The organism is Rhizobium cauense, from assembly GCF_019511525.1.
Lineage (GTDB): Bacteria > Pseudomonadota > Alphaproteobacteria > Rhizobiales > Rhizobiaceae > Rhizobium > Rhizobium cauense.
Map to the genome: position 1 here is coordinate 45,766 of NZ_JAEUAT010000022.1, position 25,953 is coordinate 71,718.

30 protein-coding genes and 1 riboswitch are annotated in these 25,953 nt (G+C 60.2%); of the genes, 17 read left to right on the forward strand and 13 right to left on the reverse strand.

Annotation, left to right across the window (positions count from 1 at the left end; genetic code table 11):
• Positions 1-219: 219 nt before the first annotated feature.
• Positions 220-1,314, forward strand: a complete 1,095-nt coding sequence (locus JNB88_RS28540) for a Rossmann-fold NAD(P)-binding domain-containing protein (RefSeq protein ID WP_220358398.1) — start codon at positions 220-222, stop codon at positions 1,312-1,314.
• 357 nt (positions 1,315-1,671) lie between these two features.
• Positions 1,672-2,703 (forward strand): porin, encoded by a 1,032-nt coding sequence (locus tag JNB88_RS28545; protein WP_037136479.1) that lies wholly within the window; start codon positions 1,672-1,674, stop codon positions 2,701-2,703.
• Between the two features lie 162 nt (positions 2,704-2,865).
• Here JNB88_RS28545 and JNB88_RS28550 read toward each other — a convergent pair whose 3' ends face one another.
• Positions 2,866-3,351, reverse strand: a complete 486-nt coding sequence (locus JNB88_RS28550) for an RrF2 family transcriptional regulator (protein WP_220358399.1) — start codon at positions 3,349-3,351, stop codon at positions 2,866-2,868.
• Between the two features lie 208 nt (positions 3,352-3,559).
• Here JNB88_RS28550 and JNB88_RS28555 point away from each other — a divergent pair, with 208 nt between their 5' ends.
• Positions 3,560-4,186 carry a hypothetical protein gene (locus tag JNB88_RS28555; protein WP_220358400.1) on the forward strand — a complete coding sequence of 209 codons (627 nt, stop codon included), beginning with the start codon at positions 3,560-3,562 and terminating at the stop codon, positions 4,184-4,186.
• Positions 4,187-4,218: 32 nt separating this feature from the next.
• Here JNB88_RS28555 and JNB88_RS28560 read toward each other — a convergent pair whose 3' ends face one another.
• On the reverse strand, positions 4,219-5,247 hold the full coding sequence (locus JNB88_RS28560) for a CorA family divalent cation transporter (RefSeq protein WP_220358401.1): 1,029 nt from the start codon (positions 5,245-5,247) through the stop codon (positions 4,219-4,221).
• Positions 5,248-5,523: 276 nt separating this feature from the next.
• Here JNB88_RS28560 and JNB88_RS28565 point away from each other — a divergent pair, with 276 nt between their 5' ends.
• Positions 5,524-6,426, forward strand: a complete 903-nt coding sequence (locus tag JNB88_RS28565) for a universal stress protein (RefSeq protein ID WP_220358402.1) — start codon at positions 5,524-5,526, stop codon at positions 6,424-6,426.
• 146 nt (positions 6,427-6,572) lie between these two features.
• Positions 6,573-7,505 carry a LysR substrate-binding domain-containing protein gene (locus tag JNB88_RS28570; RefSeq protein ID WP_220358403.1) on the forward strand — a complete coding sequence of 311 codons (933 nt, stop codon included), beginning with the start codon at positions 6,573-6,575 and terminating at the stop codon, positions 7,503-7,505.
• Positions 7,506-7,529: 24 nt separating this feature from the next.
• Here the strand turns inward: JNB88_RS28570 and JNB88_RS28575 are convergent, their stop codons facing one another.
• From JNB88_RS28575 to JNB88_RS28600, 6 genes are all read right to left on the reverse strand, one after another.
• Positions 7,530-8,297 carry an ABC transporter ATP-binding protein gene (locus tag JNB88_RS28575; RefSeq protein WP_220358404.1) on the reverse strand — a complete coding sequence of 256 codons (768 nt, stop codon included), beginning with the start codon at positions 8,295-8,297 and terminating at the stop codon, positions 7,530-7,532.
• Positions 8,294-9,334 (reverse strand): FecCD family ABC transporter permease, encoded by a 1,041-nt coding sequence (locus tag JNB88_RS28580; protein ID WP_420832227.1) that lies wholly within the window; start codon positions 9,332-9,334, stop codon positions 8,294-8,296. The genes JNB88_RS28575 and JNB88_RS28580 overlap by 4 nt, the downstream gene beginning before the upstream one ends.
• The gene (locus JNB88_RS28585) at positions 9,331-10,347 is read right to left on the reverse strand and encodes an ABC transporter substrate-binding protein (RefSeq protein WP_220358405.1); all 1,017 of its coding nucleotides are present in this window, start codon (positions 10,345-10,347) and stop codon (positions 9,331-9,333) included. Before JNB88_RS28585 ends, JNB88_RS28580 begins: the two co-directional genes overlap by 4 nt.
• 179 nt (positions 10,348-10,526) lie before the next feature.
• Positions 10,527-10,751, reverse strand: a riboswitch (cobalamin riboswitch).
• 21 nt (positions 10,752-10,772) lie between these two features.
• Positions 10,773-11,120 carry a hypothetical protein gene (locus JNB88_RS28590; protein WP_037136395.1) on the reverse strand — a complete coding sequence of 116 codons (348 nt, stop codon included), beginning with the start codon at positions 11,118-11,120 and terminating at the stop codon, positions 10,773-10,775.
• A 174-nt stretch (positions 11,121-11,294) separates the two neighbouring features.
• Positions 11,295-12,527, reverse strand: a complete 1,233-nt coding sequence (locus tag JNB88_RS28595) for a D-arabinono-1,4-lactone oxidase (RefSeq protein ID WP_220358406.1) — start codon at positions 12,525-12,527, stop codon at positions 11,295-11,297.
• 104 nt (positions 12,528-12,631) lie between these two features.
• Positions 12,632-13,462: an AraC family transcriptional regulator gene (locus JNB88_RS28600; RefSeq protein ID WP_220358407.1), complete on the reverse strand. Its 831-nt coding sequence runs from the start codon at positions 13,460-13,462 to the stop codon at positions 12,632-12,634.
• Between the two features lie 69 nt (positions 13,463-13,531).
• Between JNB88_RS28600 and JNB88_RS28605 the strand changes: the two genes are divergently transcribed.
• The 5 genes from JNB88_RS28605 to JNB88_RS28625 all read left to right on the forward strand — a co-directional run bounded on the left by JNB88_RS28605 (position 13,532) and on the right by JNB88_RS28625 (position 15,989).
• The gene (locus tag JNB88_RS28605; protein WP_220358408.1) at positions 13,532-14,473 is read left to right on the forward strand and encodes a DMT family transporter; all 942 of its coding nucleotides are present in this window, start codon (positions 13,532-13,534) and stop codon (positions 14,471-14,473) included.
• 495 nt (positions 14,474-14,968) lie between these two features.
• Positions 14,969-15,115 carry a hypothetical protein gene (locus tag JNB88_RS28610; RefSeq protein WP_220358409.1) on the forward strand — a complete coding sequence of 49 codons (147 nt, stop codon included), beginning with the start codon at positions 14,969-14,971 and terminating at the stop codon, positions 15,113-15,115.
• A 29-nt stretch (positions 15,116-15,144) separates the two neighbouring features.
• Complete coding sequence (gene rpsU / locus JNB88_RS28615; RefSeq protein WP_037136386.1) at positions 15,145-15,381, forward strand: 30S ribosomal protein S21; 237 nt, start codon at positions 15,145-15,147, stop codon at positions 15,379-15,381.
• A 69-nt stretch (positions 15,382-15,450) separates the two neighbouring features.
• Positions 15,451-15,645: a hypothetical protein gene (locus tag JNB88_RS28620; protein ID WP_220358410.1), complete on the forward strand. Its 195-nt coding sequence runs from the start codon at positions 15,451-15,453 to the stop codon at positions 15,643-15,645.
• An 86-nt stretch (positions 15,646-15,731) separates the two neighbouring features.
• The gene (locus tag JNB88_RS28625; protein ID WP_037136382.1) at positions 15,732-15,989 is read left to right on the forward strand and encodes a DUF982 domain-containing protein; all 258 of its coding nucleotides are present in this window, start codon (positions 15,732-15,734) and stop codon (positions 15,987-15,989) included.
• A gap of 140 nt (positions 15,990-16,129) precedes the next feature.
• Here the strand turns inward: JNB88_RS28625 and JNB88_RS28630 are convergent, their stop codons facing one another.
• A complete protein-coding gene (locus JNB88_RS28630; RefSeq protein WP_220358411.1) occupies positions 16,130-16,444 on the reverse strand; it encodes a DUF2934 domain-containing protein in 315 nt (104 codons plus the stop codon).
• A 190-nt stretch (positions 16,445-16,634) separates the two neighbouring features.
• Here JNB88_RS28630 and JNB88_RS28635 point away from each other — a divergent pair, with 190 nt between their 5' ends.
• Positions 16,635-16,895 (forward strand): YMGG-like glycine zipper-containing protein, encoded by a 261-nt coding sequence (locus tag JNB88_RS28635; protein ID WP_037136378.1) that lies wholly within the window; start codon positions 16,635-16,637, stop codon positions 16,893-16,895.
• Positions 16,896-17,033: 138 nt separating this feature from the next.
• On the opposite strand, the gene JNB88_RS28640 is transcribed toward JNB88_RS28635, so the two are convergent.
• Positions 17,034-17,699: a hypothetical protein gene (locus JNB88_RS28640; RefSeq protein WP_223217365.1), complete on the reverse strand. Its 666-nt coding sequence runs from the start codon at positions 17,697-17,699 to the stop codon at positions 17,034-17,036.
• 302 nt (positions 17,700-18,001) lie between these two features.
• Positions 18,002-18,760: an adenylate/guanylate cyclase domain-containing protein gene (locus tag JNB88_RS28645; protein ID WP_220358412.1), complete on the reverse strand. Its 759-nt coding sequence runs from the start codon at positions 18,758-18,760 to the stop codon at positions 18,002-18,004.
• Positions 18,761-19,101: 341 nt separating this feature from the next.
• Here JNB88_RS28645 and JNB88_RS28650 point away from each other — a divergent pair, with 341 nt between their 5' ends.
• The 4 genes from JNB88_RS28650 to JNB88_RS28665 are packed head-to-tail and all read left to right on the forward strand — an operon-like array spanning position 19,102 to position 22,776.
• Entirely contained in the window at positions 19,102-19,722 is a 621-nt protein-coding gene (locus tag JNB88_RS28650; protein WP_220358413.1) for a TetR/AcrR family transcriptional regulator, read from the forward strand.
• Complete coding sequence (locus JNB88_RS28655) at positions 19,719-20,684, forward strand: HlyD family secretion protein (RefSeq protein WP_220358414.1); 966 nt, start codon at positions 19,719-19,721, stop codon at positions 20,682-20,684. Before JNB88_RS28650 ends, JNB88_RS28655 begins: the two co-directional genes overlap by 4 nt.
• Positions 20,681-21,631, forward strand: a complete 951-nt coding sequence (locus JNB88_RS28660) for an ABC transporter ATP-binding protein (RefSeq protein WP_220358415.1) — start codon at positions 20,681-20,683, stop codon at positions 21,629-21,631. The genes JNB88_RS28655 and JNB88_RS28660 overlap by 4 nt, the downstream gene beginning before the upstream one ends.
• Complete coding sequence (locus tag JNB88_RS28665; protein ID WP_220358416.1) at positions 21,628-22,776, forward strand: ABC transporter permease; 1,149 nt, start codon at positions 21,628-21,630, stop codon at positions 22,774-22,776. The genes JNB88_RS28660 and JNB88_RS28665 overlap by 4 nt, the downstream gene beginning before the upstream one ends.
• Before the next feature lie 15 nt (positions 22,777-22,791).
• Here JNB88_RS28665 and JNB88_RS28670 read toward each other — a convergent pair whose 3' ends face one another.
• Both JNB88_RS28670 and JNB88_RS28675 read right to left on the reverse strand, forming a co-directional pair.
• Positions 22,792-23,424: a Vgb family protein gene (locus JNB88_RS28670; protein WP_037136367.1), complete on the reverse strand. Its 633-nt coding sequence runs from the start codon at positions 23,422-23,424 to the stop codon at positions 22,792-22,794.
• 9 nt (positions 23,425-23,433) lie between these two features.
• Positions 23,434-24,654, reverse strand: a complete 1,221-nt coding sequence (locus tag JNB88_RS28675; protein ID WP_220358417.1) for a helix-turn-helix domain-containing protein — start codon at positions 24,652-24,654, stop codon at positions 23,434-23,436.
• A 114-nt stretch (positions 24,655-24,768) separates the two neighbouring features.
• On the opposite strand from JNB88_RS28675, the gene JNB88_RS28680 reads away from it, so the two are divergent.
• Both JNB88_RS28680 and JNB88_RS28685 read left to right on the forward strand, forming a co-directional pair.
• Complete coding sequence (locus JNB88_RS28680) at positions 24,769-25,566, forward strand: DUF899 domain-containing protein (protein ID WP_220358445.1); 798 nt, start codon at positions 24,769-24,771, stop codon at positions 25,564-25,566.
• A 5-nt stretch (positions 25,567-25,571) separates the two neighbouring features.
• Positions 25,572-25,856, forward strand: a complete 285-nt coding sequence (locus JNB88_RS28685; protein ID WP_220358418.1) for a hypothetical protein — start codon at positions 25,572-25,574, stop codon at positions 25,854-25,856.
• The last annotated feature ends 97 nt before the right edge of the window (positions 25,857-25,953 follow it).

Genomic DNA, 25,953 nt, shown 5'->3' on the forward strand with positions numbered 1-25,953 from the left:
TGGGCAAAACCTGAACTCGCACTGCACGCGATCTTATTCGACATCACTCATGCAAGCGTCGAACAGTATCCTGCAATATGAATGGCTTATCAGCAGTTGCGGAAAGGAAAAACCCACGAAGCTGCCCAAAATAAAATTACCAGACTGTCATAAAACTATGGAAGAGACGGCCTATATCGCTCGCGCGCCACTTCGATTTATTCCTTTTCAGAGCGACGAATGTTTAACGCTATCCGCGTCCGTGCAGGGCTGCTTCGGGAAACCCATCCCGGCGAACGTCGCGTCGCTCTGACGCCCACGGATGTACATCGCCTTTCCAAACGTATGTCGATACATTTCGAGCGGGGCTGCGGCCTCGGTGCGGGCCACGCAGACGACGCTTACGTCGCCGCCGGCGCCGAGCCTTCCGATTTCGCCGCGATGGTGGCCTCCTCGGACATGTTTCTCAGCGTACGGCAGCCGACAGACACGCGTGCCTTTCCGGCAAGGTCGGCCCTCTTTTTCCTTGGCTCGAACACAGTGCCAACATCAGGCGCACCGGGCCGGCAAGCGCCACTTCATCTCGACCTCGGTCGTCTGGCTGGAGTGCAAGGCGTCAAGGGTTCGGATATTCTAGCAAGGCAGGCAGCAATCGTTGGCCATGCTGCCGTTCTGGAGGCTGCGAGGCAATTCGGCATTTCGCACCCGATGCTTGTGGCGGACGGAAGCTTCGTACGCCCAGTCAGAATGGCGGCATTGGGCGGCGACGCAGCCGGCCTTCAGGCTTTGGCCACAGCGCGCCGTCTCGGCGCACTGACGCATGGTTTTGGCTTTGGCAAGGATTGGCAAGAGAAGATCGAGCGACTTGGCGCCCGGCCTTTCGGTCCAACCGAGGTCTCGATGCCGCTCACCGCTGCTTTCTCGGAGCAAGGCCTAGCCCGGCTTCGCCAGGAGCTTTCCGTTCATTTATCGACGATGCAACTGATCATCACCAACGTAGTACTTCCCGACCGATCTGCTCCCACTCTGCTGGACGAGGGCATGCTTTCCCGACTGAGCCCCGGAACCGTTATCGTCGATCTGGCTGCGGAAAGCGGCGGGAATTGCGTGCTGACGCAGGCCGACGAAACCATCGACATCTTCGGCGTTCGCATCGTCGGTGCCACGACGCTCGCAAGTCTCGAAGCTGCAGAGGCGAGCCGGCACTTCAGTGACGGATTGCGAGATCTGCTGGAAGAACTGATCAGTGCGGACGGTGTCCTAAGCCTTGATCGTCACGCTTCCGCAGCTGCGGCTCTCCTCGACGAGAAGCACATGGAAAGGCGAGTTTCATAACCCTTGGACAGGGCGATTGTAGGTTGGCCGACGCAGAAATGCTGCAATGCAGCATTCAAGAGCATGTGAGACATGCAGTTATAAAACCATTCTATAACAGATACTTATTGCGCCGCTAGCGTCATGGAGAATTGTAAGAAAGGCGACAGTTGCCATTGTGCAACACAAAGATTCCGCTTTGCAGCAGAACTTCATTTTGACGGTATCTATTATTGATACATTTAATCGGAAATGTAATTTGGCCGCCGCGGGGGTACCGCGTATCCCGCAAGGGCTTGTACGAAACAATTTTGGGTGGGTGGAGCCGGTTTCCCGGCATGTTGACCTATGCCCAATCGAAAGAAGATTGGACTGACTATGAACATTAAGATGATCCTCATGAGCTCGGCGGCAGCATTGGCTGCCTTCTCGAGCGCCCAGGCTGCAGACGCCATCGTCGCTGCTGAGCCGGAACCAGTTGAATACGTCCGCGTTTGCGACGCTTACGGCAGCGGCTACTTCTACATCCCGGGCACCGAAACCTGCCTGAAGATCAGCGGTTACATCCGTTTCCAGGTCAACGCTTCCCCGAACGCTGTAACCGGCGGCGCTTCCACGTCCGGCACGTCCGACTGGGATGCCGTTACCCGCGGTCAGCTCCAGGTCACGGCCAAGAGCGACACCGAGTACGGTCCGCTGACGGGTGTCATCGTTTTCCAGACCAACGCTGACAACGGCTCCGCCTTCCAGGCCAAGCTTGACTCGGCTTACATCGACGTCGCAGGCTTCCGCGCCGGTCTGTTCTACAGCTGGTGGGACGATGGTCTCTCGGGCGAAACGGACGACATCGGCAGCAAGGTTACGCTGCACAACTCCATCCGCTATCAGTACGAGGCCGACAACTTCTACGCCGGTATCAGCGTCGATGAGCTGGAAGATGGCTACTACAGCACCGGCGAACGTCCGAACAACTTCGGCGTAGCGATCGGCATCGGTGGCAAGGCTGGCGCATTCGGCTACCAGATCACTGCCGGCTACGACGTCGACAACGAGGAAGGCGCCGTTCGCGCCATGGGTACGGTTGCTATCGGCCCGGGCACCCTCGGCCTCGCAGGTATCTACTCCAGCGCTCCGAACTCCTACTACCAGGCTGCTGAGTGGGTTGTCGCCGGCGAATACGCGTTCAAGGCTACCGACAAGCTGAAGATCACCCCCGGCTTCCAGTACTACGGCAACTACGGCATCGTCGCTGGCGACTTCAACGACGACAACGACGCCTGGAAGGTTGGTCTGACGGTTGACTATCAGATCGTCGACAACTTCTACGCCAAGGCGACCGTCAACTACCTCGATCCGGACACCGGCAACGACGTAACGAGCGGCTTCTTCCGCCTCCAGCGCGCGTTCTAATCAAATGCGGCGCCGCGTTTCCGCCTCTCTCCGTGTTTAATGTCACGGGAAGAGGCAACGCGGCGCCTCTATTGAGAGTTTCTGATCAGATTGACCTCCGATCAGTTAGGAGGGGTGGCTCGGGTTCCCTGCCCTGCCGCCCCTTTCATTTTTGCAATGAGCTTATTCGGCCGCGGCGCAAGAGCGCGCGGCATCGACATCGGACCGCCCAGCGGATTTCTGCGCCTCCAGACGGCGCAGCTCCGCTACACTGTCTTCGATCGTCACTGAGCCGAGCATATCAACGACAGCTTGCTCGGCCCGATCACAAAGATATTCAGAGAGATCGCCAATATTTTCCCCGACAAGCCCCTCGTGTGGAATGTCGTGCCGCGTGGCCCAGATTCTCTTGTCACCCGTCACGGCTGCATAAATCTCGCTGAGCAATATCTGGTCGCGTGGCCGCGCCAGGCTGATCCCGCCCCTGCCTCCCTGCGCGGTTGCGAGAATACCGCTTTCGTTGAGCGGCAGCAGCAGCTTGCGGACAAAGCTGGAGCTGGTATCCAACCCTTGGGCAAGCGATTGGCTCGTGCTGCGGAGACCGGCCTCTTGGTTGACGGCGACACTGATCACAATCTGTAGGGCGGTCGAAAAGCGCGTGTCTATCATGCTGAGCTGAGGCCTTACGTCGGAAGCCGATTGTGACAGATATTTGCGACACAAATCTGTTGTCAAGCACGACCAACCGAGATCACGCCGACTTGACCGTGACTCCGGGACGTGCAGAGGAACGCTCCATCACGCGATTTCGATTTTACGCCGAGACGTACCTGCAATAGGCTTCGACCGCTAGAAACTTCAACCAGGGAGAGACGCCATGAGACGCAGGTTTGCCTATATCGCCGCCGCTTTGGCCTTTTCAGCAGTCGGGGTTCATGCTCAGGACACCGCGATGAGTTTCTTCGTAACCAGTGTAAATCCCGGCAAGGGTGGTGACCTTGGCGGCCTTACGGGCGCCGATGCCTACTGCAACACGCTTGCGACAGCCGCAGGTTCCACCGGCAAGACCTGGAAGGCGTATCTGTCCACCGACGCTGAAAATGCAAAGGATCGCATCGGCGCCGGGCCATGGTACAACGCCAAGGGTGAAAAGGTCGCCGACGACGTCGCCTCGCTGCATAGCGACAAGAACAATCTGACCAAGCAAACCGCACTCAGCGAAAAAGGCGAGATCATCAGCGGTCGCGGCGATAAGCCGAACCGCCACGACATCCTGACCGGCTCGAAAGCCGATGGCACTGCCGCGCCCGAAACATGTGGCAACTGGACGATGAGCGGCGAAGAAGGTGCCGCGATCGTTGGCCACAGCGATCGAATGGGCCTGAACGATACTGCGGAAGCCAAGTCGTGGAACTCCTCGCATGCGACACGCGGCGGCTGCACGATCAAGGCCTTCAACGGGACCGGTGGTGACGGCCTGTTCTACTGCTTCGCATCGAATTGATCGACAAGGATCACGTTTCGGCGGATCACTGGCTAAAGCCAGCCGATCCGCCGAAGCAACCAGAGCGTCGCGACTGACGTGACAGTCACGAACACGACGATGATGACGAATGCCCAGGTGTCGTCGACGCCGGGAATGCCTCCGACGTTCATCCCGAACAAGCCGGCGACCACGCTCGGCGGCAGCAGCAGCGCTGCCAGCGCGGCCAGCCGGTTGGAATTGCGGGCGATGCGCTCGCTGATCACAGTCGAAAGGTCGTCGTGCAGGATGCCGGTGCGGTCGCGGATGGCATCGAGGTATTCGATAAAGCGCATTAGCTTGTCGATCACCTCGCGCATGCGCAGCTTGTCGCGCTCCAGAAGCCATGGCGCGTCATCATGTTCGATGCGGTTCAGGGCATCGCGTTGCGGCGCCAGATAGCGCCGAAGCTGGACTGAACGACGGCGCAACAGCTTGAGGCGCTCACGCACCTCGCTCGCCTCTCCCTGAAAGATCATCTCGTCGAGCTCGTCGACCTCCTCATCCATGGAGTCGAGGACGGGTTCGAGGTCGCGCACGAGCTTGTCGCCGATGAGCGCCAGCAAGTCGCCGGTGCGCTGCGGTCCCTTGCCCTTCTCAAGCGCGAGGCGAATGTCGCGAAGCGCGGTGATGTAGTGTCCGCTGTCGCGCAGAGAAATGAGTCTGTTGACGTCCACCCACATGTGGAGCGGCACAAGATCGATGTCTGTCCGCTCCTCCGGCTCCTCGTCCGGGGCAGTTGCGCACACGCCTCGAAGGATGATCAGCAGGCCATCTTCGACGGGCTCGACACGTGGCCTAGTTTCCTCTTCGAGCAGAGCTTCGGTTACGAAGGCATCGAGACCACTTTCTCTATTGATCCACTCCACTGCCGCCGCGTGGTCGCGCTCGAAGTGCAGCCAGATAACGCCGTCTTCCGGTTTCCACCGCAGCGCCCCGGCAAGGTCCAATTGCGTGCAGCCCCCGCGCCCGTCCAGAAGCAGGGCGAAGCGTAACCCCGGTTCTGCGCCGTAGCTCACCTTGGAGGTAACTGGTGTCTCCATCGCGCCCGCCACACAATCAGAGGAAACCTAAAAATGCAGCCAGCACAAAAGCTTGGCGGGACGGATTCTAACAGTTCGGGATCAAGGCGCAAGACCGCAGAAATTGGCATTCGCAGGCCGTCGGGCGGCCAGTGCCAGCACCGCACAAGAGCCGCAGCCCACTTGCGGATGGCTCAAAAATAGGTCGCTAACGTCTGCCGATACGATTTCAACATTCGTTGGAACGGAGTATTATTTCACCCGGATAGTGCAGGCTAATCCCGACAGGAGGCCAGCTTGATCACGACAACCACCAACGACCAAACATGGCCAAGAGCCTGGAAAGCGCCTGGCACAGGCGCCCCTCGAAATATTCGTGATCTCACCAAGGATGCCGATATCGTCGTGTTGCTGCCCGATCCGGTTTCGGCACGATCCTGCCTGGAGCTGGCCAACGACGCCGCCGATGCCGTAGAGGACAGCATTGCCGCCGTGCACATCTGTGCCGATCCCCTGGCGATGCTCACCTCCGCCGAAGAAATCGAATTGCAGATGCTCAAAGACCTGGAGGAAGGCTCACCAGATGAGCGGTTCGAACGTGTCAAGCAACTGTTCGACGAATGGAAGCGCGGCGCGCCTCACCGCCAGAACCTGACGCTCGGTGATTGCCAGGGTGATCTTCGTCGTTGTCTTGGCACGATCTGCCAGAGCGCGTCGCTGGTCGTCACCCCCTACAGAGGCAACATCGATGCTCGTGACACCTTCCACAACGTCCTCTTTCATGAAGGCAAGCTGGTGCTCGTTCCGCCGGCGAACGGCTATCGCGGACATCTGCTGGACCACGTCCTGATCGGATGGAAGCCACATGACCACGCGCGAAGGGCAATGGTCGCCGCAAGGCCCTGGCTAACCGCCGCCAAGCGCATCACTGTGCTCTGCGTCGACGACAAGCCAAACCGGCACTACGAGACGACAGCCCGGGAAATCTGCCACCAGCTCGGACTTGATGCCGAGATCGTTGTGACCTCTTCGACAGGCCGCTCCGTGGGCAACACCATTCTCGATTTCGGAATATCGGTGAATGCCACCTGCCTGCTGATCGGCGCTTTCAAGCATGGCTATTTACTGGAATTGCTCCTCGGTCGCGTTACGTATCGTCTGCTGTCCCATGCCACTGTTCCGCTGCTGATGTGCCATTGACGGCGCACCAAGACCCTCATTGCGTCATCCGTGCACGGGATCGCGCAAAGCGGAGCTGTGTGTCTCGGCTCCGCTAGATATTTACTTCCTTCCGATTTCGGGTGAATACTCGCCGGTAGATAACCACTATCCCGCGAGGCGGCGGAATGGATCGCATCGACGCAATGAGAGTCTTTGTGACGGCAATCGACGAGGGTAGCCTCGCCGGGGCCGCCCGAAGCCTCAAGCGATCACCGACGGCGGTCAGCCGGGCTTTGAGCTTTCTGGAAGAGCACGTTGGCGTCGTGCTGTTCCACCGGACAACCCGCACGCTAAAGCTCAGCGAGGCCGGCCAACGCTATGCCGCCGCCTGCCGGCGGGTGCTGATCGATCTCGAGGAAGCGGACATGCTTGCCAGCGGCGAGCGCGCCGCACCGCGCGGGACGCTGACCATTTCCGCGCCGCCGATCCTGGGAGAAGAAGTTCTACGCCCGATATTGGATGAGTTCCTCGAGCTCCACCCGGCGGTGTCGGTACGGCTTCTCATGGTGGATCGGTTCGTTAACCTGGTCGATGAAGGCGTCGATCTTGCCGTGCGTATTGGCCACCAGTCTGACTCCTCTCATATCTCTACCCGCCTTGGTGGGGATGTCAGACGTGTCGTCGTCGCCTCGCCACATTACCTGGACGCCAACCCCCGTATCCTGGAACCTGCGGACCTTGCAAAGCATCAGATTGTTGCATTCAGCAACTTCGGCCTGGATTCCTGGAGCTTCACGCCTGCAAAGGGCTCTTCGATTCCGCGCACCGTCCAGTTCGCGCCGCGGTATATCGTCAACAGCGTTCGCGCTGCTGCGGCCTCTGCCGCTGCCGGGCGCGGGCTGACGAGGCTCTATTCCTACCATGTAGCCTCTTACGTCCACGACGGGCGGCTGAAGATCGTGTTGACGGATGCCGAGCACCCGCCGCTCTCGGTTCACCTTCTCGCACCGCATGGTCGTATGTCAGTACCGAAGGTTCGCGCCTTCGCAGACTTCGCGACCCCTCGCCTACGGGCTGAACTCGCGCGCATAGCGGCGGAAGCCGGCATGCTCACCTGAGCTACCAAAAGGGGCTAGTGGCGCTTATCCGCCCAGGATGTATTGGATGTTGCATCGTCCGTGTATGGGAGACGTTTCGACATGCGCCCGGACGCCGAACACGCTGCCGATCAAAGACTCCGTCAGCACCTCCTGCGGCGTTCCTGTCGCGACGATCTCTCCCCGCTGAAGCACGGCCAGATGATCGCAGAACATGGCTGCCAGATTGAGATCGTGCAACGCGATGATGCAGGTCGTTCCCAGCCTGGAGATCAGGCCAAGAATTTCCAGCTGGTGCTGGATGTCGAGGTGGTTCGTCGGCTCGTCGAGGAGCAGCTCGCTCGGGCTCTGGGCCAGGGCTCTTGCGACGTGCACGCGCTGGCGCTCGCCGCCTGAAAGCGTCTGCCAGAGCTGCGATGCTCTGCTTGCCATGCCGACACGGGCAAGCGCTTCATGAACGGTAGCGTCGTCGCCAGCGCCCCATTGGGAGAGCACGCCGCGATGCGGTGTCCGTCCGAGGCTCACGACGTCCAACACCGTGAGCTGTGTCTCGGTCGTCGCCTGTTGCTCGACGAAGGCGACCCTGCGCGCAAGTTCGCTGCGTGCCATGGCCGAGATGTCAGTGTCTCCCAGGCGCACGATACCACCGCGAACCTTCCGCAGCCGGCAGATCAGGCGCAGCAGACTTGATTTACCCGATCCGTTGGGCCCGAGCAGGCCAAGGACCTTCCCCTTCTCCACCGTCAGGCTGACACCGTTGACGATCAGCGTGTTCCCGGCGGCATAGCTTACGTCGTCGACCGTGATGCTCATGCGGTCCTCCGTGCACGATATAGAATGACCGCAAAAGCGGGAGCGCCGAACAAGGCGGTGACGACCCCGATCGGCAGGATTTGCTGTGGGATGATGATCCGCGAGATGATATCCGCCCCGACCATGAAGATCGCGCCGCCGACGGCCGTGGCCGGAAGCAAGCGGATATGGCCTGGGCCGATCATAAACCGTGCAGCATGCGGTATCACTAGCCCGACGAAACCGATGGCGCCAACGATACTGACGACCGTTGCGGTCATCAGAGCCGTTGTCCCAAGCAGGACGATCTGCACCCGCCGCACCGAGATGCCGAGCGATGCAGCCGCATCGGTGCCGAAGACAAACGCGTCCAGCGCCCGCACATGTAGCACGCTGATGACAAGGCCAAGGAGCGTGACCGGTATCACCAGATACACATCCGGCCAGCGAACGCCGCTGAGGGAACCGAGCAACCAGAACATGACGCCCCTCGCCTGTTCGGCGTTGGCTGACGTCGTGACAATATAGGAGGTAAGCGCATTGAAGAGCTGGGACACGGCAACGCCGCACAGAATGATACGCTCGCTCGTGCCACCGGCACCGGCGGCAAGAAGCGCGATCAGCACAAATGCGATCGCGGCGCCGATGAACGCGCCGCCGGAAAGCGTTAGGGCACCATAGCCAAGGCCGAGGATCATCACTCCTACCGCGCCGGTCGAGGCCCCGGCTGAAATTCCAAGCACGTAGGGCTCGGCCAACGGGTTGCGCAGCAGCGCCTGCAGGATTGCCCCGCTCAGCGCCAGCGACGCACCGGCACTGGCGGCCACCAGCGCCCGGCTTAGTCTGTAGTCCCAGACAATGCCCTGCTGGATGCGGCTGAGCTCGAAAGCCGTGCCGAAAAGTCGGTTCGATACTGCCTTCGCGGTCGTTTCGAGCGGGATCGATATTTCCCCGATCGAAACGGCAAGGCTGATCACAAGAGCCAGCAGAGCGAATGCTGCGATGGCGAGCGCAAAATACGCCCACCATCCCTGCTGCTTGAGAACGGCGCCTATCACTGCGCGAGGTCAAAGGACTTGATGCCCTTTGCCAGTATCTCGATTCCGTCAATCGTCCGGATCGTCGGATTCATCGCCTGAGCATCCATCATGACGAAGTGCTTGCCCTTGACTGCGTCGAGCTCGCTCGTCACCGGATCCTTTTCCAGAAAGTCGACTTTCACCGCGGGATCATCAGCCGCATAGCGCCGGCGATCCATTGTTGCGATGACGATTATGGCCGGATTGGCCTCCGCAATCGTCTCCCATCCGACCAGAGGCCACTCCTCTTCCGTCGTGACGACATTCCTGGCGCCGAGCGTTTTCAGGATGTAGGCAGGCGCACTGTTCTTTCCGGCAATGAAGGCGTCGCCACTGACTTCCTTGCTGGAGAACCAGAAGACAATCGGGAGGTCCTTCGCGGACGCGGCGGTGATGGAAGCTACCGCCTGCGCTTCCCGGTTCTTCAGCTCTGCAATCAGTGCATCGCCACGATCCCTGATGTCGAAGATTTCGGCCAGTTCGGCAATTTCCTGATAGATCAGGCTCATCGTGAACAGCTCCTTGCGCACGCCGTCGCCGCCGTCGGCATTGATTTTGGCGACGCAGTCCGCAGGTGCGATGTACGTATTAATGCCGAGCTCAGAAAACTGCTCGCGCGTGCCGACAGACCCTTGCGGACCGACATGCCATTCAAACTCCGCGGCAACGAGATCCGGCTCCTGGCCAACGACCGATTCAAAGCTCGGATCGTTGTCGGCAAGCCGTTTGATCCGGCTGTTGACCTGGGCATATTGCGGCAGAACCGGGCCGACCCAGACGGCCGTTCCGGCGATCCTGTCTGCAAGCCCGAGCGAGAAGAGAATTTCGGTCATGCCCTGGCCGATCGAGGCGATCCTGGCCGGCGCCTTGTTGAAGGTGACCTCGCGGCCGCAATTGTTGATGGTCAACGGATACTGGGTGGCGGCAAAGCTCGGAGCCGCAAGGCAGACAAGCCCGAAGGCAAGCATAGTTCTGGTGAGAAACTGGCGCATAGAAGATCTCGATCTGGAGGAAGGGGCTAGCCGTACAGCCAGGCGCAGTCGTGCAGCACGAAGGCACCGGTAAACGGGTGCTAGCGACGGAAAACCCAATCGAGACGGATGTGTGCCGGGTATTGGCGAAGGTTCAGGTCAATCATAGCTGTTCCTTTCCGGGCATCCCCGCCCGGGTGATTGGATCGTGATTGACGGCAGGTCTCCTGGCTTGCGGATATATGCCTTCATCTGCCTTCCCGCGAAATCGCAGTGGCATGGCCAAAGAGGCCCGGGGATGAGCGACAATCCGCCTACAGTTGCGGGGGCAGCCACGGTCTTGGTCCCTTTTGGGTCGTCCTTACCGTGTTCCCTATTAATCCCCGTAGAGTCGTCCTTGGGGAACCGTCGCAGCCAACTACGCTGACCAGCGCTACAAGGTCAAGTCATTGATTAGGGGGCGCTCGTCCGGGCTGGCTCTGCTGCATGTCCTGAAACCCGACTTCAGGGCACCCTCGGATGTTGGCGAAGGTGATCTCGCGGCGTTCGCCCCACTCTGTCAGCCCTCGCAGCGTCAGCACATTCTCGTCGCGATAGACGAGATCGGTACGGTAGATGCCGGCGCGGCGGGCGCGGTTCTGCGCCATGCTGACGTTGCATGTTCCCTCGGAAGGCGCCACATGCCAGGTGCTTGTTCCGCTGCCATTGGGTTGCCAGCCGCCGGATTGGCCTGACGCCACCGTCGGCAGAGCGGCCACGAGAATCGCCAAGGTCGTCTGGAAGGCGGCTTTCATGATCTTTATCTTGGCCCCGGTTCACAAAACATCAGGCGCCGGCAAATCGGCGCACCGACACTCTGCGCATGGACATCGACAGAGAGCAACCGCCTCCCGGCTCGCCAGGACGCTACATGCCACCAAACGGCGGCGGTCTCATACAACAGCGTTGATGATCGGTTAAAGACGGCCTCAGCCGACGATCCGGTCCAGCCACTCGTTGCGGAACTTTCCTTCCGGATCCATTCTGTCGCGAAGTTTCTTGAACGCCGGCGCCATCGGGTAGTGTTCAGAAAGATTCCTCTCGGAGAACACCTTGCCCCAATGCGGAAGAGCCTCGAACGGCGCAAGTGCGGCCTCGATCCGCGCCACAGCCTGATCCACTGCCGCGGCCTCACGACGCCATGTGAAATGGATCGACAGGGTATCCCGCTGGTATTGAGGGCTCATCCAGAGCCGGTCAGCAGCGACGGTTCTGAATTCTCCCGCCAGGATGAGATGAGAGAAGTCACGACGGATAGCAACCAGCACCTCAAGTGCCGCCGTCGCATGCCTTCGCGGAACGTGGAATTCGGACTGGATCTCCTCACCGCTGCTCGGCATGAAGCCCATCCTAAAGTGCGACAGCCGATCCGACCACAGGCCGGGTTCGCCGAGCTGATCGGTCGCGTTGACGGGATCCAGCCCGATGATCGGGTGCCGCTTGACAGTAGCCGGCGTCGTGCCGCGGATAGCTTGCACGTCCTCACCCGCCATCGCCTTTACCCACACCTGCCCCGCCTCGTCGCCCCACCCCGTAAAGACACTGACGCTGTATCCGGCGGCACAGATCTCATCGAAGTTCTCGAAGAGCGTGGTCCAACTCAGCCCTTCGTACACGTTCTGCCTGATCTGGAACGCGGGCTGAACGGCGAGCGTCACCCTGGTCACAACGCCGAGGGCACCCAAGTGGACCACCATCCCCTCAAAATCGGGATCGGTTCGTTCGACACGAACGACCTCGCCGTTGCCCGTGACGAACTCAAGACCGCAGACGGCCGTCGCCAGATTGCCGTTCCGATTGCCGGAGCCGTGGGTCGCCGTCGCGATTGCGCCGGCAATCGAGATATGCGGAAGGGATGCCAGGTTGTGCACCGCGAGGCCGTGTTCCTGCAGGAACCGCGCGAGATCACCATAGGTGGCGTGGCCGGCAATCGCCACTCTCCTGCCGTCATCTTCAATCGCTGGCGCCAGTGGTATCCCATTTAGAACCACGGCAACATCGCCATCGGCGATCGCATTGAAGGAATGCCCTGAGCCCAGCGCCTTGATCTTGTTGGCCGCTCGGACGGCAGCGCCAAGCTCGTCAATGGACGTTGGACGAATGCAATTCCGAAACTGATAGCTGTAGCTCTTCGACCAGTTCGTCCGCGGAAAATCGGTCATGCGTCACTCTCAAGTTTGAACTATTTCTCATATGGCGCCGGCAAGTTTGGCTCAGCGAGATCAATATCCGATTCGGCACCGCCCCTACCAATCACCTCTTCGCCTCAGCGCGCGATTGCGCCGTGCCTGTACTCGTCCGGCGTCGAGCCGGTCATTCTCTTGAACATGGCTATGAAGGCTGACGCACTCTGATAGCCAAGCCTCGCTGAAACGATCTCAACCTTCTCACCAGCTTCGAGGTAAGGCATCGCCTTGATCACGCGTAGTCGCTGCTTCCACTCGGAAAACGGCATTCCGAGATCCTTCAGGCATCGACGAATGAGCGTTCTCTCGGTCGTCCCAGCTTCACGAGCATGCTCCGCCAGGGCGCTGTTATCGGCGGGGTCGTCCTGCAGCCGCCTCAGAACCGGTTCGAGCAACGCATCCGATGACCATGGCAAATAGGTGCCGACCTGTTTTGCCTGACGCAGCTGGTCGACCAGAACTTGAAGAAACCGCTGGTGTTGTACGGGCGAAGCGTCCGGCGTCTCGTTGATGCGAAGATGTTCCAGCATCAGCCGCACGAGCGGGGTAATTTCGAGCGCGCACGTCGCCTCCGGCAAGCCTTGGCACTGCTCTTTCGACACGTAGAGGGAGCAATGATAGGCCTCGTGCCGGTTGAGCCCCCTGTGCTCGACATCCGGCGGAAGCCACACGCCATATTGGGGAGGCGCAAGGTAGTGTGCGTCGGCAAGGCTGATTTCCATGACACCGCTGAAGGAATAAACGAACTCCCCCCAGCTATGGCTGTGGCGAGGATAGGTCGCATCAGCCGGCATGTGTGCAGCCCGAAAGTATAGCGGAGACGGAAGCGCGTCGCGGAACGGCACATCCCGAAAATGCCGCGCTACAACGCGTTCGTGTTCGCCTGTCGTTGTCGCGATACCTACTGTCATAAGATCAATATATAATCCAAGGCTGACAAATGGTAAAGCGGTTCAACTTACTGCATCGGGAGCCGGACGTTGGACAGCCGCAAGTCATTGGATCTATCCGCAATCCTCATGCTGGTGGCCATCTGCTTCATCTGGGCGATCCAGCAGATTGGATTGAAAGCCACCGCCGACTTTGCCGCGCCGGTGCTGCAACTCGGGTTGCGATCGGCGATCGCAGCAATTTTGCTCTGGCTGGTGACGCAGCTTCGAGGGCAGCACATCGTACTCAGCGGGCCTCTCGCCGCCGCCGGCGCATCGGCAGGCGTGCTCTTCGCAATTGAGTTCCTGCTCGTCGGGGAAAGCCTACGCCATACCTCGGCATCGCACGTGGTCGTGTTCCTATACACGGCACCAATCTTTGCCGCGATCGGGCTTCACCTTAAGCTGCCATCCGAACGCCTTGCGCCCTTCCAGTGGATCGGAATTGCGATCGCATCGGCGGGAATAGCGGTCGCGTTCTTTGGCGGTGACAGTGCTACCGTAAGCGACCTTTCTTCCGTGCTGCTCGGCGACGCTCTCGCACTTGCTGCAGGCGCGGCCTGGGGCGCGACCACGATCCTGATCCGCACCTCGGGCCTTGCGGCAATTCCGGCAGCGCATACTCTCTTCTACCAGCTTGCCGTTTGCGGGGCTCTGCTGACAGCCACAGCTGTAATCACGGGTCAGGCAGATATCGTTCCGTCCTGGCAACTTGGCGCGAACCTCGCTTTCCAGGCCATTATTGTATCGCTCTGCAGCTTTCTGGTTTGGTTTTGGCTGCTCACACGCTACGTCGCGTCCCAGATGGGCGTATTCTCCTTCATGACACCACTCTTCGGCGTCGTGCTAGGCTTCCTCCTATTGGACGAACCTTTGACCACCGAGTTCATCATTGGTTCGGCGGGAGTCCTCGCGGGTATTTTGATCGTCAGCGCCTATCCATGGCTCACACAAAAGCGAATCAGCCGAGCGTTTTCCTCGCCGGCCGAGTAGCGGGAAAGACCGCATCATACGAAATAGGGCTTCTGAGGGGCTCGCTTTATTGCCGACCAGGCCCACAATCCCCCTAAAGGCCAACCCCAGCCGGCAAATGCCCCCAAAGTACATGTGGATTACCGGATGTGATAAATTCCATATTTCGATACTTCAGGTAGCCTGTACCTGGATGATTACATCACCTAGTCATCAAGAGGTCACTGCAAAACTCACGTCGTCTGTTTTGCGGTGACCTCGCCAAAATTTCTCAAATCACTGTGCTTCCCATACGCGCTGCCAAAGCGCGCCCCGGTGCTCCGTAGTCGAGAACAGGCAGGCAGCCGGGCCGGATGCCTTGTAACGCATCGATCGCGTCCCCATCTCTAGTCCACACCCGAAAAATTCGACGAGACATGGCCGACGCCTCGCGTCTTGCCGCGTTTCCTCCGCAATGCGCGACGGAAGCAGCGACCGCCATGTCGAAATGCCGCCAGAAGCGGCTGAGGACTTCAATTGAACAAACCCGACATCCCCGCCGTACCGGCGGCGGGTCCGCGCGAGCGCGATGACGCTGCTCGCGTGGATCGAAACTGGAAACCCTATCCCTGCCTTCTCACCCGTCGTGAACTGCAGGAACTGATCGCCGAGCAGCTTGGCTGATCGGCAATCTCAAGAACAAGGAGAAAAGCATGCAGGTTATCGTCAGAGACAACAACGTCGAACAGGCCATGCGCGCATTGAAGAAGAAAATGCAGCGGGAAGGTCTTTTCCGCGAGATGAAGGAGCGCCGCGCTTACGAGAAACCCTCGGAACGTCGCGTACGCGAACGGGCGCAGGCGATTGCCAGACAGCGTAAGGCGGCCCGAAAGAAATTGCAGCGCGAGGGCCTCTTGGCATCACCGAGGCCACGGTCATCCGGCCGATAGTCAATCCTGAAGAGGAGATCCGACGCCGGGCGTACTCGGCGACGGCTCCATCCCACGAAAGGGGCAATTATGGAAGAACTGCATAGCCTGACCGTGTCAGACGAGCGGCTCGAGGACTGCCGGGACGTGATCGACCCGGACCTTCAGGACCTAATCCGCACGACCATCGCCTCCGGTTTCACAGCCGAAGAGGTTCTCATTGCAATCAGTGAGCTCGTGGCAGAAGACTACGCTGTCCTGGCCAAGTTCCCGAGCGTGCACTGACTTTATTCCGGGGTCGCGCGGTGTTGATCGGCCTACGCAGCCCCCTACATCCTGCTTATCGATTGTTGGCAAAGAGGAGGTTCACAATGAACACTATCAGCCATGCAACCGAACCGAGGTGGGCTGCGCCCGTGGCGATCCAGATTGGGACGCGACCCTCTGAGCACATTCATGGCCCAGCCGAAGCCGTTGACTATCTGGAACATAGATGGCCGCTTCAACACAGCATGCACCTTGAGGCGGCCAAGCGCAGGTGCGTGGAAGCCATGAACCATCTCGCGCACTTGGAAGCGTCCCGGGATGCCTTCGTCGCGGCAGCGGCGGAAGCCAAAGTCCTGGCCTAGACTGATCAGGCGAAGCTTGCTGGCAAGTTAGCCGCCTCTGCGCCTGGCACACGAACCCTGCGAGCACGTCCGAACAAAACGTGCTCGCTTGAAGGAAAGCGGGGCGATCGCTGTGGTTGTCCAAGGCTACACTCGGAAATCTAGTGCGTCGTGACGGACTTCGTAGCACGTGTGCGACGGGGCTTGTCCCCTGGAGCAGCCGTGATCGCAATCGAAGCCGCCTTCGTCTTCTTCGCTGCGGACTTCTCGGCAGCCGATTTTGCAGCTGCCCTAGGTTTTGCAGATTTCGTCTTGGCCCCCGGTTTCGCCGATACACCGCCGGCAGCATGGTCGGCTTGCTCGCCGAATTCCTTGAAGGCCTGCAGCCAATGCTTCATGTCTTGACCATGGGGGCGACCCTCCTGCTCCCAGATCTCGTATGCGCGGCGGCGGATGTTCTCTTCACGCTGGTTCATAACAGGGATCCTGCTCCTCGTTGCAACCCGGACTTAATTGGCGCAATCGACCCGATAGACAATGGAGGCGTCACCCCAATTGTTCGAAGTGGCGGGCCGACGACAAACACCGCGGGCTAACGCAGCAATTGTCTTTTCCAAAACGCCTCTATCTACTCCAGCGAGCCACCTCAGCAGGAAGGAAAGCGAAATGAAACGCACATCGATATTGCTGCTTCTGGCAGGAGCCACGATTGCTGGATGTACGCCGACGCAGCAAGGCGCGGGAATTGGTGCCGCAAGCGGCGCGGTCATTGGTGGCGTGGTGACCGGCGATGTGCGCGGTGCCGCAGTCGGCGCCGCCATCGGTGGTGCTGCGGGCGCAGTCATCGGCAATGTCGCCGGGCAGCCCGGCCAGTGCTATTATCGGGATCAATACGGACGGCGATACCAGGCCGCCTGCCCGCGCTGAGGACGCGGGCAACAGAGATCATCGTTGCCCTAGTCTCGAAGAATCGCAAGTTCAGCATCATTGGATGCTATCACCCGTAGCCAATCAGGCAATGTAAGAGGATGCCGCATCGCGGCACCCTCACGCCGGTGAATGCTATCAGCGCATCGCAACGACCATCTTGCAGAGCTTCACAAGGCTCGCCTCATATCCTCCTGAGCGCAAGACATCCTTGCAACGAAGCTTTGCCTTCGCCCGATCCGCCGCCGACATGTCATTGATAGCCGTGAGTGCCGGCGTGGTACGCGACGGCCGGTCTGAACCAGTTGCACCCGAGCCGCCGGAACCGCCTGGTACACTCGACCCGACGGAACCGGAACCCGGATCGCTTACCGACGGCACGCCGAGTGCCGCATTGAGCAGTGTATTTCCTCCTGCTCCAACCGTTGCGTTGGCAGTCGCCAACCTTGAGCCCCCGACATTGGCATTGACATCAGCGTTGACGCCGCGGGAACCGCCAACGCTTGCATTTGTGCTGACACCGAGACCGCCGCTGTTGCTGCTGCCGCCGATCGATGTGTTGCTATTGACGCCGCCAGTGCCGCCGACGGAGGCATTGACACCCAGTCCGCCGGTCGATGTGCCGCCGACGCTCGCATTGACGCCGTTGGCGCCACCGACCGATACGCCGAGGCCACCACTACCATTGCTCCCTACACTGATGCCATTGCTGCCGCCGATATCTAAAGCAGACGCCGGCGCGGGGCCGATCAGGATCGCACAGCCAAGCGCCATCGCGGCAAAAGCCGACTTGTCGTAATGCATTTTTCATCCTCCATTGTCTCCGGCCAAAGCCCCATGCTTCAGCAAGGAAGAAACGGAAGCGCGCGCACTCCGAGATCAGTAACCGACGACCAAGAGTCGACTGCCGGATATGATCCATGACCTATAAAAACATTAAACGATGCTAATGTTCCAAAGGATTCGCGCATAAGTTAATTATTTCTCTACGTCTCCCTCAAAAAGGCCCGTTCCGATTGAGTAACGGGGCTGGCAATGCGTCAATAAAGGAATAGCCGCAAGGATCGGCGAAGAAATCCTGATGCGCGTCAGAGTGCTGCGGAACGTCAGGCGGTCGTCAGGACCCGCGCTTCAACCGGCTGCTCTATCCCTTTGAGCACGAGCGAGCGGGATTGCGCTTCCGATGTGAGATGCGCAGCCTGGGTGGTCGTCTCGGGCGACATAACGATCTCGCCCGCACGTGCTTGGGATTCAAGCCTCGCGGCCAGATTTACGGCACCGCCAATTGCGGTAAAGTCGCTGCGGAAGCTCGAAAATTCGCCGATCTCGACCTCCCCGCTGTGAATACCCACACCAACGCCCAACCCGTGATCCGCCTCCAGGTGTTCGAACGCTGACCTGCAGTGCCGCTGGATATCCATTGCCGCCATGACGGCCGCCGCGGCGTGATCCTGTCTGACAATCGGAAAGTTGAAGATCGCCATCAGACCGTCACCCATTTGCTTGTTGACGATGCCGTCATGAGCCCAGATCGCCTGCGCGCATCGATCCTGGAAGAGGCTGACAATCTCACTCAACCTCACCGGTTCGATCTGTTCCGAGAGGGCCGTGAACCCTCTGATGTCAGCAAACAGGATAGTAGCACTGGCAGTGACGTGACGCTGTTTCTTGACATAGCGAAACGACCGTTCGCAGATCGTGCAGATATTCGGATTCATCTTGCTGCGAGTGACCCCGAACATCCGAAACGGCAACGCGAGCGCGCCTCGGATCGGGATGGGCACACGCATCTGATCCCAGCATCCCCGGCAGATTTGAGCGTCGCCGCGATTGGTCGAATCCGTCGGATGGGAGGCAGTCGTCATGTTCGGTACCTCCTCCAGCAGAAAGCCGGCCGTTGCCCTTTCGAAAATGAACTTCCGATATTTGCCTGAACTTTGCAACTCAGGTTATCCCCGGAAGAGCAGCCAGAATTGAACCTTGAGGATTGACGTCGACAGCTTCAATTCACGAAGCGGACCGAAACGAAGATGGCCCCTGTCATCTCCTCTCACACATCCATCACTCCCACAGCCTTGCAGGCTTTTCGTTGACCTCATATCGAGCGTCGAGCCCCGGCGGGCGCGCCTGCCCTTCCCATCTCCTTGCAAAACTCCACGCATCGTGTTAATGACTGTCCAGTCAGTCATAATTGGACGTAAAATCCATGCCAGAGAAAAAGCGTGAGAGAAGAGACCCGGAACAACGCCGGGCGGAGATCCTGACGGCGGCCTTCGCCTGCTTTGCGGAGCGCGGCTTCGCTGCGACCCGCATGGAGGATGTCGCTGCCCGGGCAGGCATTGCCAAGGGCACCGTCTACCTACATTTTCCTGACAAGGAGAGATTGTTCATCGAGCTGGTGTCGGGTGTTGTCTCACCGCTCCTTGGTGAAGTCGGCGGTCTGGTCCAGAAAGAGGCAATTCCGCCGCGCGCCGCGGTTTCGATGTTCTATACGCTCTTCAAACGCCAGGTCCTGGAGACCGATCGCCGGCACCTCCTGCGGCTGATCCTCGCCGAGGGACCGATGTTCCCTGTGGTGACCGAATTCTACTACCGCGAAATTATCACCAAGGGCCTCGCGATCCTGCGTGTCCTGCTTGGCCGTGCGGCCACTCGCGGCGAACTCCGCAATCCCGCGGTTGCAGAAGTCCCGCAACTGGTCATGGCGCCGGCTTTGATGTCGATCATCTGGACGACGCTATTCGAGAACCACGAGCACCTGGACACGCAGAAGGTCTTCGACACGTTCCTTGACACCCTCTTCGTGCCGGAAGGAGGCGCGAAATGAAACGAATGCTTATGGTGGCCGTCGTCGCCGGCGCGGCCCTTGCCGCCCTGCCCCTCCTCTTCGCCGACAAGTCGCAACGCGCCTACCAGGGCTGGATCGAGGCCGACACGCTGTTCATCGGCGCTGACACCAGCGGGCGCGTGGTGAAACTCGATGTCGCCGAGGGCCAGGCAATTGCGCCCGGGACGCCGCTCTTCAGCCTGGATTCTCAAACCGAGGAGGCTGCCGTCGGCGCCGCCCGCGCTTCGCTGGCCCGCCTGCAGGCCGAACTGGAGCTCGCCGAAGCGAAGCAAAAGCGGCCGGAAGAAATAGATATGTTGCATGCCAGCGAACGCGAAGCGCTGGCACGGCTGGAGCTTGCCGCACAGGATCTGGATCGCACCAAGGTGCTGGTCGAACGTGGCACCGCCACGCAGGCCCGCCTCGATACGGCAACAGCCACCGAGGCGGCCAACCGTGCCGCCCTCGACAATATCCGCAGCCAGATTACGCTGGGTAACCTGCCGGCCCGCATCGAGATGCTGCGCCAGTCACGGCAGGCTGTTGCTGCCGCGAAAGCCGATCTCGCTTCGGCGGAGGCCGCACTCGCCCGACGTTTCGTGGCGGCTCCGGCGACCGGGAGCATCCAGACCATTTACTACCGTATCGGAGAGGTCGTCCCTGCCGGTCGACCAATCGTGGCGCTTCTGCCACCGGAAAACATCCGCGTCCGCTTCTTTGTACCAGAGACCGAGATTGCGCGCTTTGCGTTGGGCCAGTCCATCCGCGTCGCCTGTGATGCCTGCGAGCCGACTGACGCAAAGGTCAGTTTCATCTCGAGCCAAGCTGAATATACGCCACCAGAAATCTTCAGTCTCGAGGAGCGCGCCAAACTCGTCTATCGCGTCGAGGCGATTCCTGCCGCTCCCACTGCGCTGCGCCCCGGCCAGCCGGTGGATGTCACCGCGGGAGCTCGCCCATGAGCGACACAGCAATGGCGGTCGACGCGCCCGAGACAGTGATCGACGTTCATCACCTCACCAAGAGTTTCGGCAACCGAAAGGTGGTCGACGATGTATCGATGTCGGTGAAGAAAGGCCGCATTCACGGCTTTCTCGGTCCGAACGGTTCCGGCAAGACGACGACAATCCGCATGCTTTGCGGCCTGCTGACGCCAGACAGCGGTGACGGTACATGCCTCGGCTTCAATATCCTGACCGAGAGCGACCGCATCCGCCGCCGCGTCGGGTACATGACGCAGAAGTTTTCGCTCTATCAGGACCTGTCGATCCGGGAGAACCTTGAGTTCGTCGCTCGCGTATATGGCCTGCCTGATGCGCGCGGAAAAGCCGGTGCGGCCATCGAACGCCTCGGCCTGAAGGGACGTGAAGCGCAGCTGGCCGGAGAACTTTCGGGCGGCTGGAAACAGAGATTGGCACTCGGCGCCTGCATCCTCCCCGAACCGGCCCTGCTCCTTCTCGACGAACCAACGGCAGGCGTCGATCCGAAAGCTCGGCGGGACTTCTGGAACGAAATTCACGCGCTTGCCGCCGACGGCCTCTCGGTCCTCGTTTCTACCCACTACATGGATGAGGCGGAGCGTTGCCATGAGATTGCCTACATCGCCTATGGCAAACTGCTGGCGCAGGGGACGGTGGACGAGGTGATTGCCAGCACCGGCCTCGTGACCTGGACCGTGTCGGGGCCGGACATGCATCGCATTCAGGCCGAACTCGAGAACGCGCCGGGTGTCGACATGATCGCGCCCTTCGGGATCAGCCTGCATGTTGCCGGCCGCGATCCCGAAGCGCTCGAAAAGGCAATCGCGCCATACCGAGAGAGGCCCGATCTCAAGTGGCAGAAGGGCGAGGCGACGTTGGAGGATGCCTTCATCGATCTGATGCGCCGCTCCGAGGACAACTTCCAATGACGACAACAACGGCAAACGGCAACGGCTTCTCCTTCGGGCGCTTCTGGGCGATGACCATCAAGGAATTCATCCAGATGACCCGCGACCGGATCACGCTGGCAACGATGGTGGCCTTGCCGATTATGCAGCTGTTCCTGTTTGGCTTTGCGATCAACACGACGCCGCACAACCTGCCGACCGCCGTGCTGATGCGCGAGAACACCGATGTCGGAAGATCGATTTTGGCGGCACTGGAAAACACGGACTTCTTCGAGATCCGCTCTGTCGTTACGCGAGCGGAGGACATGGATTCGCTGCTGCAATCCGGCAAGGTATTGTTCGTCGTGGAAATTCCCGAAGACTTCGAACGCTCGCTTCGCCGCGGTGATACGCCTTCGCTACTGGTCGCTGCGGATGCCACCGATCCGGTTGCCTCCAGTTCGGCGTTGGGGGCACTCTCCGGCATCGTGACATCGGCTCTCGCCAACGACCGCCAGGTCGAATTCTCCGAGCCGACCAAGCCCGCCTTCTCGATCGTGCAACACCGTCGCTACAACCCCGCCGGTTCGTCGACCTTGAACATCGTGCCGGGCCTGCTCGGTACGATCCTGACGATGACGTTGCTGATATTCACGGCGCTCTCCGTGACCCGCGAGGTCGAACGAGGCACGATGGAGAACCTGCTGTCCATGCCGATCAAGCCGCTGGAAATCATGCTGGGAAAGATCGCACCCTATGTGCTGATCGGTCTGGTACAGTCGTTGTTAATCATCGGCGCTGGCCTGCTCGTCTTCCATGTGCCGATCATAGGTGATCCGCTCTCGCTCGCGGCTGCGACGACACTCTTCGTCATCACCAACCTTTCGATTGGCTACACATTCTCGACGGTAGCCGCAAACCAGCTGCAGGCCATGCAGATGGCGATGATGTTCTTCCTGCCAAACATCCTTCTGTCTGGGTTTATGTTCCCCTTTGCGGGCATGCCGAAATGGGCGCAATGGATCGGGGAGGCACTGCCGCTCACGCATTATATCCGCATTGTCCGCGCGATCATGCTGAAAGGCGCAGATATCGAAACCCTCGCCTATGACACGATTGCCCTTGCCTATCTCATGACCGTTGCCATGCTGATCGCCGTCCGACGCTTCCGCAGAACATTGGACTAGCAATCGAGTGGACCGCTAGCGCGGTCGACGAACAGCTCGGACCTTGCCGCTCCTGCCGCCGCCGCAATAGAGACGATCGCCGCCATCGGACTCAAGCCCCGACACCGTAAGACCGGATGGCATGTCGAGGCGTTCCAACACGCGTCCGCTCTCCGGCTCCAGGCGTCGGATATCGCTCTCATCGCCCTCCCAAGTGGCGTGCCAAAGTTCGCCGTCAACCCAAGTGACGCCGGTAACAAAGCGGTTGGACTCGATGCTGCGAAGGATCGTGCCTGTTTCCGGATCGATCTGATGGATCTTCCTGCCGCGATAGTCTCCAACCCAGAGCGTTCCTTCCGCCCAGGCTAGTCCGGAATCGCCACCGTTCGCAGGGGCTGGTATCGTTGAGAGCACCTCACCGGTCTTCGGATCAACCTTCTGGATGCGATCCTCGGCAATCTGGAAGAGATGGCGTCCATCGAACGTGGTTCCGGCGTGTGCCGCAACGTCGATCGAACGCACAATCTCACCGGCATCCGGATCCAGGGCGTTCAGCTTGTCGCCGGACGCAAACCAGACGTGCCTACCGTCATAGGTGACACCCGCCACCTGGTCCGTATCCGGAAAGGGGCCATATTCACGAAGGATTTCAGCTTTGGAGTGTTTCATGGGCCTATCCTAATCGTTGGGTAGAGGACCTGGGAGTAACAAAGTTGACGGGAAGCCCGGCAGCGAAGGCGTCGTCCAACGGCGCGCAGGTCCGCGTCCCAGGGATTGCACCTTGCCCGTTTCCGCGAGGGCCTCGAGCGCGCGCTGCACGGTGCGTGGACTTGCCCCGATCGCAATCGCCAACGCAGAACTGGACCAGGCTTCTCCGTCAGCCAGGAACGCCAGGATCTCACCGTGCTGTTCCTCGACGGGCGGGGCCAGGATGACCACATCGCCAGCGCGCCGCGGCACGAGCACGAAGCCGTCGCGCGTCGCCTTGATATCCGCTATGCGGTGAAGCTCGCCGCGCAGCCGACCGATTTCGACGCGCAGCCTGGCGCGATGCGACTCATCAGCATCCTTTGCCCGGAACGCACGGGCGACCAGTGTGGTTCTCGAAACGTCTCCGGGCCAGCTTTCCGCCAGTATTCTCGCCAACGCGAAGAGAACCGGGCGAGTGGAAAGAGGAACGATGACGTCTCCATCGCGCACGACATAGCGGCAAGCATCCACCACAAGCGCCCTCGACACCAATACTGTCTCGACATCCTCAAGCAGCAAAGACCGTTCCTCGCCGCGCGCGACGAGACGCGCCGCCGGCGCTTTCAAAACAGCAGAAACACTTTCGACTTCCGCCTCAAGCGATGGAATCCCCGCATCGCGCGCAGCCTTTTCCGCCCTCTGGACGGCGGCGCGTGCCGCGCTTGTCTGCAGGCGGCGGATGGCAATCCCGGCGGCCACGAGTTCATAGGCGACGCGCAACGGGGGTGGAAACGGCATCGGATCGATACCGGCGAGCAGACCTTCGGCCTCGTCGAGGTGGCCTATAAGGAGCGATCGCCGGGCCTCGATATGCCGGGCGTGAGCTGCATTCAGACGGTCCCCGTGAGCGTCGAGCACCGCCCGTGCGGTGGCAAGCGTCTTGGCCGGCCAAGTAAGGTCGCGCGAGACAAGTGCGATTTCGGCCTCGGCAACGAGACAGCGTGCCCGGGCAACCGGCTCTTTGGCTCCAAACGCACGGGCAGCCATCTTGAGGAGCGCCTTGGCACGGACGAGGTCGCCAAGCTGCGCCATCGCTATACCCCGAAGCGCGAGCGCAGGTGCGTCTTCACGCAGCGCAACCCGTTTCAACGCCCCAAGGAGGTCGCCGGTCGCCAGCAGCCGCGCGGCGGCAGTGATCATCGAGTCCATCGAAATCCCGTCAAACTTGTAACTCCCACCATCCCCGCCACCGGCCCTAGTCTGTTCCCGAGCTGCCGCACACGGCGGCATGCTACGCCAACAAACAGCAAAAGGAGAAGCATGATGACGATGCACGTGACAGGCACACGCGAAGAATGGCTTGCAGCTCGGCTTGATCTGCTCGCAGAAGAGAAGGAACTGACACGGCGCAGCGACATGCTGGCTCAGCGTCGCCAAGAGTTGCCCTGGGTGCGGATCGACAAGGACTATCGGTTTGAGACCGCCAACGGCGGCGCCTCACTGGCCGACCTCTTCAAAGGCCGCTCGCAGTTGCTCATCTACCACTTCATGTTCGGACCCGACTATACCGTCGGATGCCCCTCCTGCTCCTCTATCGCGGATGGCTTCAATGGCGTTGTCGTCCATCTCGAAAACCATGATGTCGCCTTTACCGCGGTTTCCCGTGCGCCGCTTCCGAAGTTGCAGGCCTTCAAGGAAAGAATGGGGTGGACCTTTGACTGGGCATCCTCTTTTGGTAGCGATTTCAATCTCGATTTCAGCGTCTTGTTCAGCGAGCAGCAGCAGCGCGAAGGCGGGATCGAATACAATTACCGCCGCGAGCCGCCGGCACCTAAGCCGCTCGCGGCCGAAAACGTGCAGGAATGGCGACTGCGCGGCAGCGAAACGCCAGTTGCCCAGATTGCCGCAATGACCGGAACCGATGTAGCAACCTACACTCGCGATCGGCCCGGCGTCAGCGCCTTCGTGCTTCAGGATGGCGTTGTCTACCACACCTACTCCAGCTATGCCCGCGGCGTGGACGGTATCTGGGGTGTGTACCAGTGGCTCGACCGCGCTCCTCTCGGCCGCAATGAACAGGGCATCTGGTGGCGGCACCACGACGAATATGGCAGGGGATGACGCTCATGCTTTCCTCGGATCGGACAAGGCACAGTGCATCGGCGGAAACACCGACCGACAATGCAGCGGCAAGCATCGCCGACTGGCTGTGCCTTGCAGCCGCGCCAACCTTCGCCATCATGACTGTCGTTAGCATGGCAGGCGGCGGAGCAGACATGATCTGCTCCGCCATGCAGGGCGTCTTTCCTATGGACGGCATGACAACGATGTACCTGCTGATGTGCGTCTTCCACCTGCCGCCATGGCTGCGCCTGACCTCAGGACGCGCGCCTGAGTCCCAGCGACCCTGATACCCAGGACTGGCGCCGCTGCTATCATCGCAGATTTAAGGCGCCAGACCGTGCTTTGCGCACCCTTTAATTCCAGCCTGCTGGAGCAATGGCGGAT

Bases quoted from the DNA above. Each gene is read 5' to 3' on its own strand.
- JNB88_RS28540 (WP_220358398.1), top strand. From the start codon at position 220: ATGTTTAACGCTATCCGCGTCCGTGCAGGGCTGCTTCGGGAAACCCAT.
- JNB88_RS28545 (WP_037136479.1), top strand. From the start codon at position 1,672: ATGAACATTAAGATGATCCTCATGAGCTCGGCGGCAGCATTGGCTGCC.
- JNB88_RS28550 (WP_220358399.1), bottom strand. From the start codon at position 3,351: ATGATAGACACGCGCTTTTCGACCGCCCTACAGATTGTGATCAGTGTC.
- JNB88_RS28555 (WP_220358400.1), top strand. From the start codon at position 3,560: ATGAGACGCAGGTTTGCCTATATCGCCGCCGCTTTGGCCTTTTCAGCA.
- JNB88_RS28560 (WP_220358401.1), bottom strand. From the start codon at position 5,247: ATGGAGACACCAGTTACCTCCAAGGTGAGCTACGGCGCAGAACCGGGG.
- JNB88_RS28570 (WP_220358403.1), top strand. From the start codon at position 6,573: ATGGATCGCATCGACGCAATGAGAGTCTTTGTGACGGCAATCGACGAG.
- JNB88_RS28575 (WP_220358404.1), bottom strand. From the start codon at position 8,297: ATGAGCATCACGGTCGACGACGTAAGCTATGCCGCCGGGAACACGCTG.
- JNB88_RS28585 (WP_220358405.1), bottom strand. From the start codon at position 10,347: ATGCGCCAGTTTCTCACCAGAACTATGCTTGCCTTCGGGCTTGTCTGC.
- JNB88_RS28590 (WP_037136395.1), bottom strand. From the start codon at position 11,120: ATGAAAGCCGCCTTCCAGACGACCTTGGCGATTCTCGTGGCCGCTCTG.
- JNB88_RS28595 (WP_220358406.1), bottom strand. From the start codon at position 12,527: ATGACCGATTTTCCGCGGACGAACTGGTCGAAGAGCTACAGCTATCAG.
- JNB88_RS28600 (WP_220358407.1), bottom strand. From the start codon at position 13,462: ATGACAGTAGGTATCGCGACAACGACAGGCGAACACGAACGCGTTGTA.
- rpsU (WP_037136386.1), top strand. From the start codon at position 15,145: ATGCAGGTTATCGTCAGAGACAACAACGTCGAACAGGCCATGCGCGCA.
- JNB88_RS28620 (WP_220358410.1), top strand. From the start codon at position 15,451: ATGGAAGAACTGCATAGCCTGACCGTGTCAGACGAGCGGCTCGAGGAC.
- JNB88_RS28625 (WP_037136382.1), top strand. From the start codon at position 15,732: ATGAACACTATCAGCCATGCAACCGAACCGAGGTGGGCTGCGCCCGTG.
- JNB88_RS28630 (WP_220358411.1), bottom strand. From the start codon at position 16,444: ATGAACCAGCGTGAAGAGAACATCCGCCGCCGCGCATACGAGATCTGG.
- JNB88_RS28635 (WP_037136378.1), top strand. From the start codon at position 16,635: ATGAAACGCACATCGATATTGCTGCTTCTGGCAGGAGCCACGATTGCT.
- JNB88_RS28640 (WP_223217365.1), bottom strand. From the start codon at position 17,699: ATGCATTACGACAAGTCGGCTTTTGCCGCGATGGCGCTTGGCTGTGCG.
- JNB88_RS28645 (WP_220358412.1), bottom strand. From the start codon at position 18,760: ATGACGACTGCCTCCCATCCGACGGATTCGACCAATCGCGGCGACGCT.
- JNB88_RS28650 (WP_220358413.1), top strand. From the start codon at position 19,102: ATGCCAGAGAAAAAGCGTGAGAGAAGAGACCCGGAACAACGCCGGGCG.
- JNB88_RS28655 (WP_220358414.1), top strand. From the start codon at position 19,719: ATGAAACGAATGCTTATGGTGGCCGTCGTCGCCGGCGCGGCCCTTGCC.
- JNB88_RS28660 (WP_220358415.1), top strand. From the start codon at position 20,681: ATGAGCGACACAGCAATGGCGGTCGACGCGCCCGAGACAGTGATCGAC.
- JNB88_RS28665 (WP_220358416.1), top strand. From the start codon at position 21,628: ATGACGACAACAACGGCAAACGGCAACGGCTTCTCCTTCGGGCGCTTC.
- JNB88_RS28670 (WP_037136367.1), bottom strand. From the start codon at position 23,424: ATGAAACACTCCAAAGCTGAAATCCTTCGTGAATATGGCCCCTTTCCG.
- JNB88_RS28675 (WP_220358417.1), bottom strand. From the start codon at position 24,654: ATGGACTCGATGATCACTGCCGCCGCGCGGCTGCTGGCGACCGGCGAC.
- JNB88_RS28680 (WP_220358445.1), top strand. From the start codon at position 24,769: ATGACGATGCACGTGACAGGCACACGCGAAGAATGGCTTGCAGCTCGG.
- JNB88_RS28685 (WP_220358418.1), top strand. From the start codon at position 25,572: ATGCTTTCCTCGGATCGGACAAGGCACAGTGCATCGGCGGAAACACCG.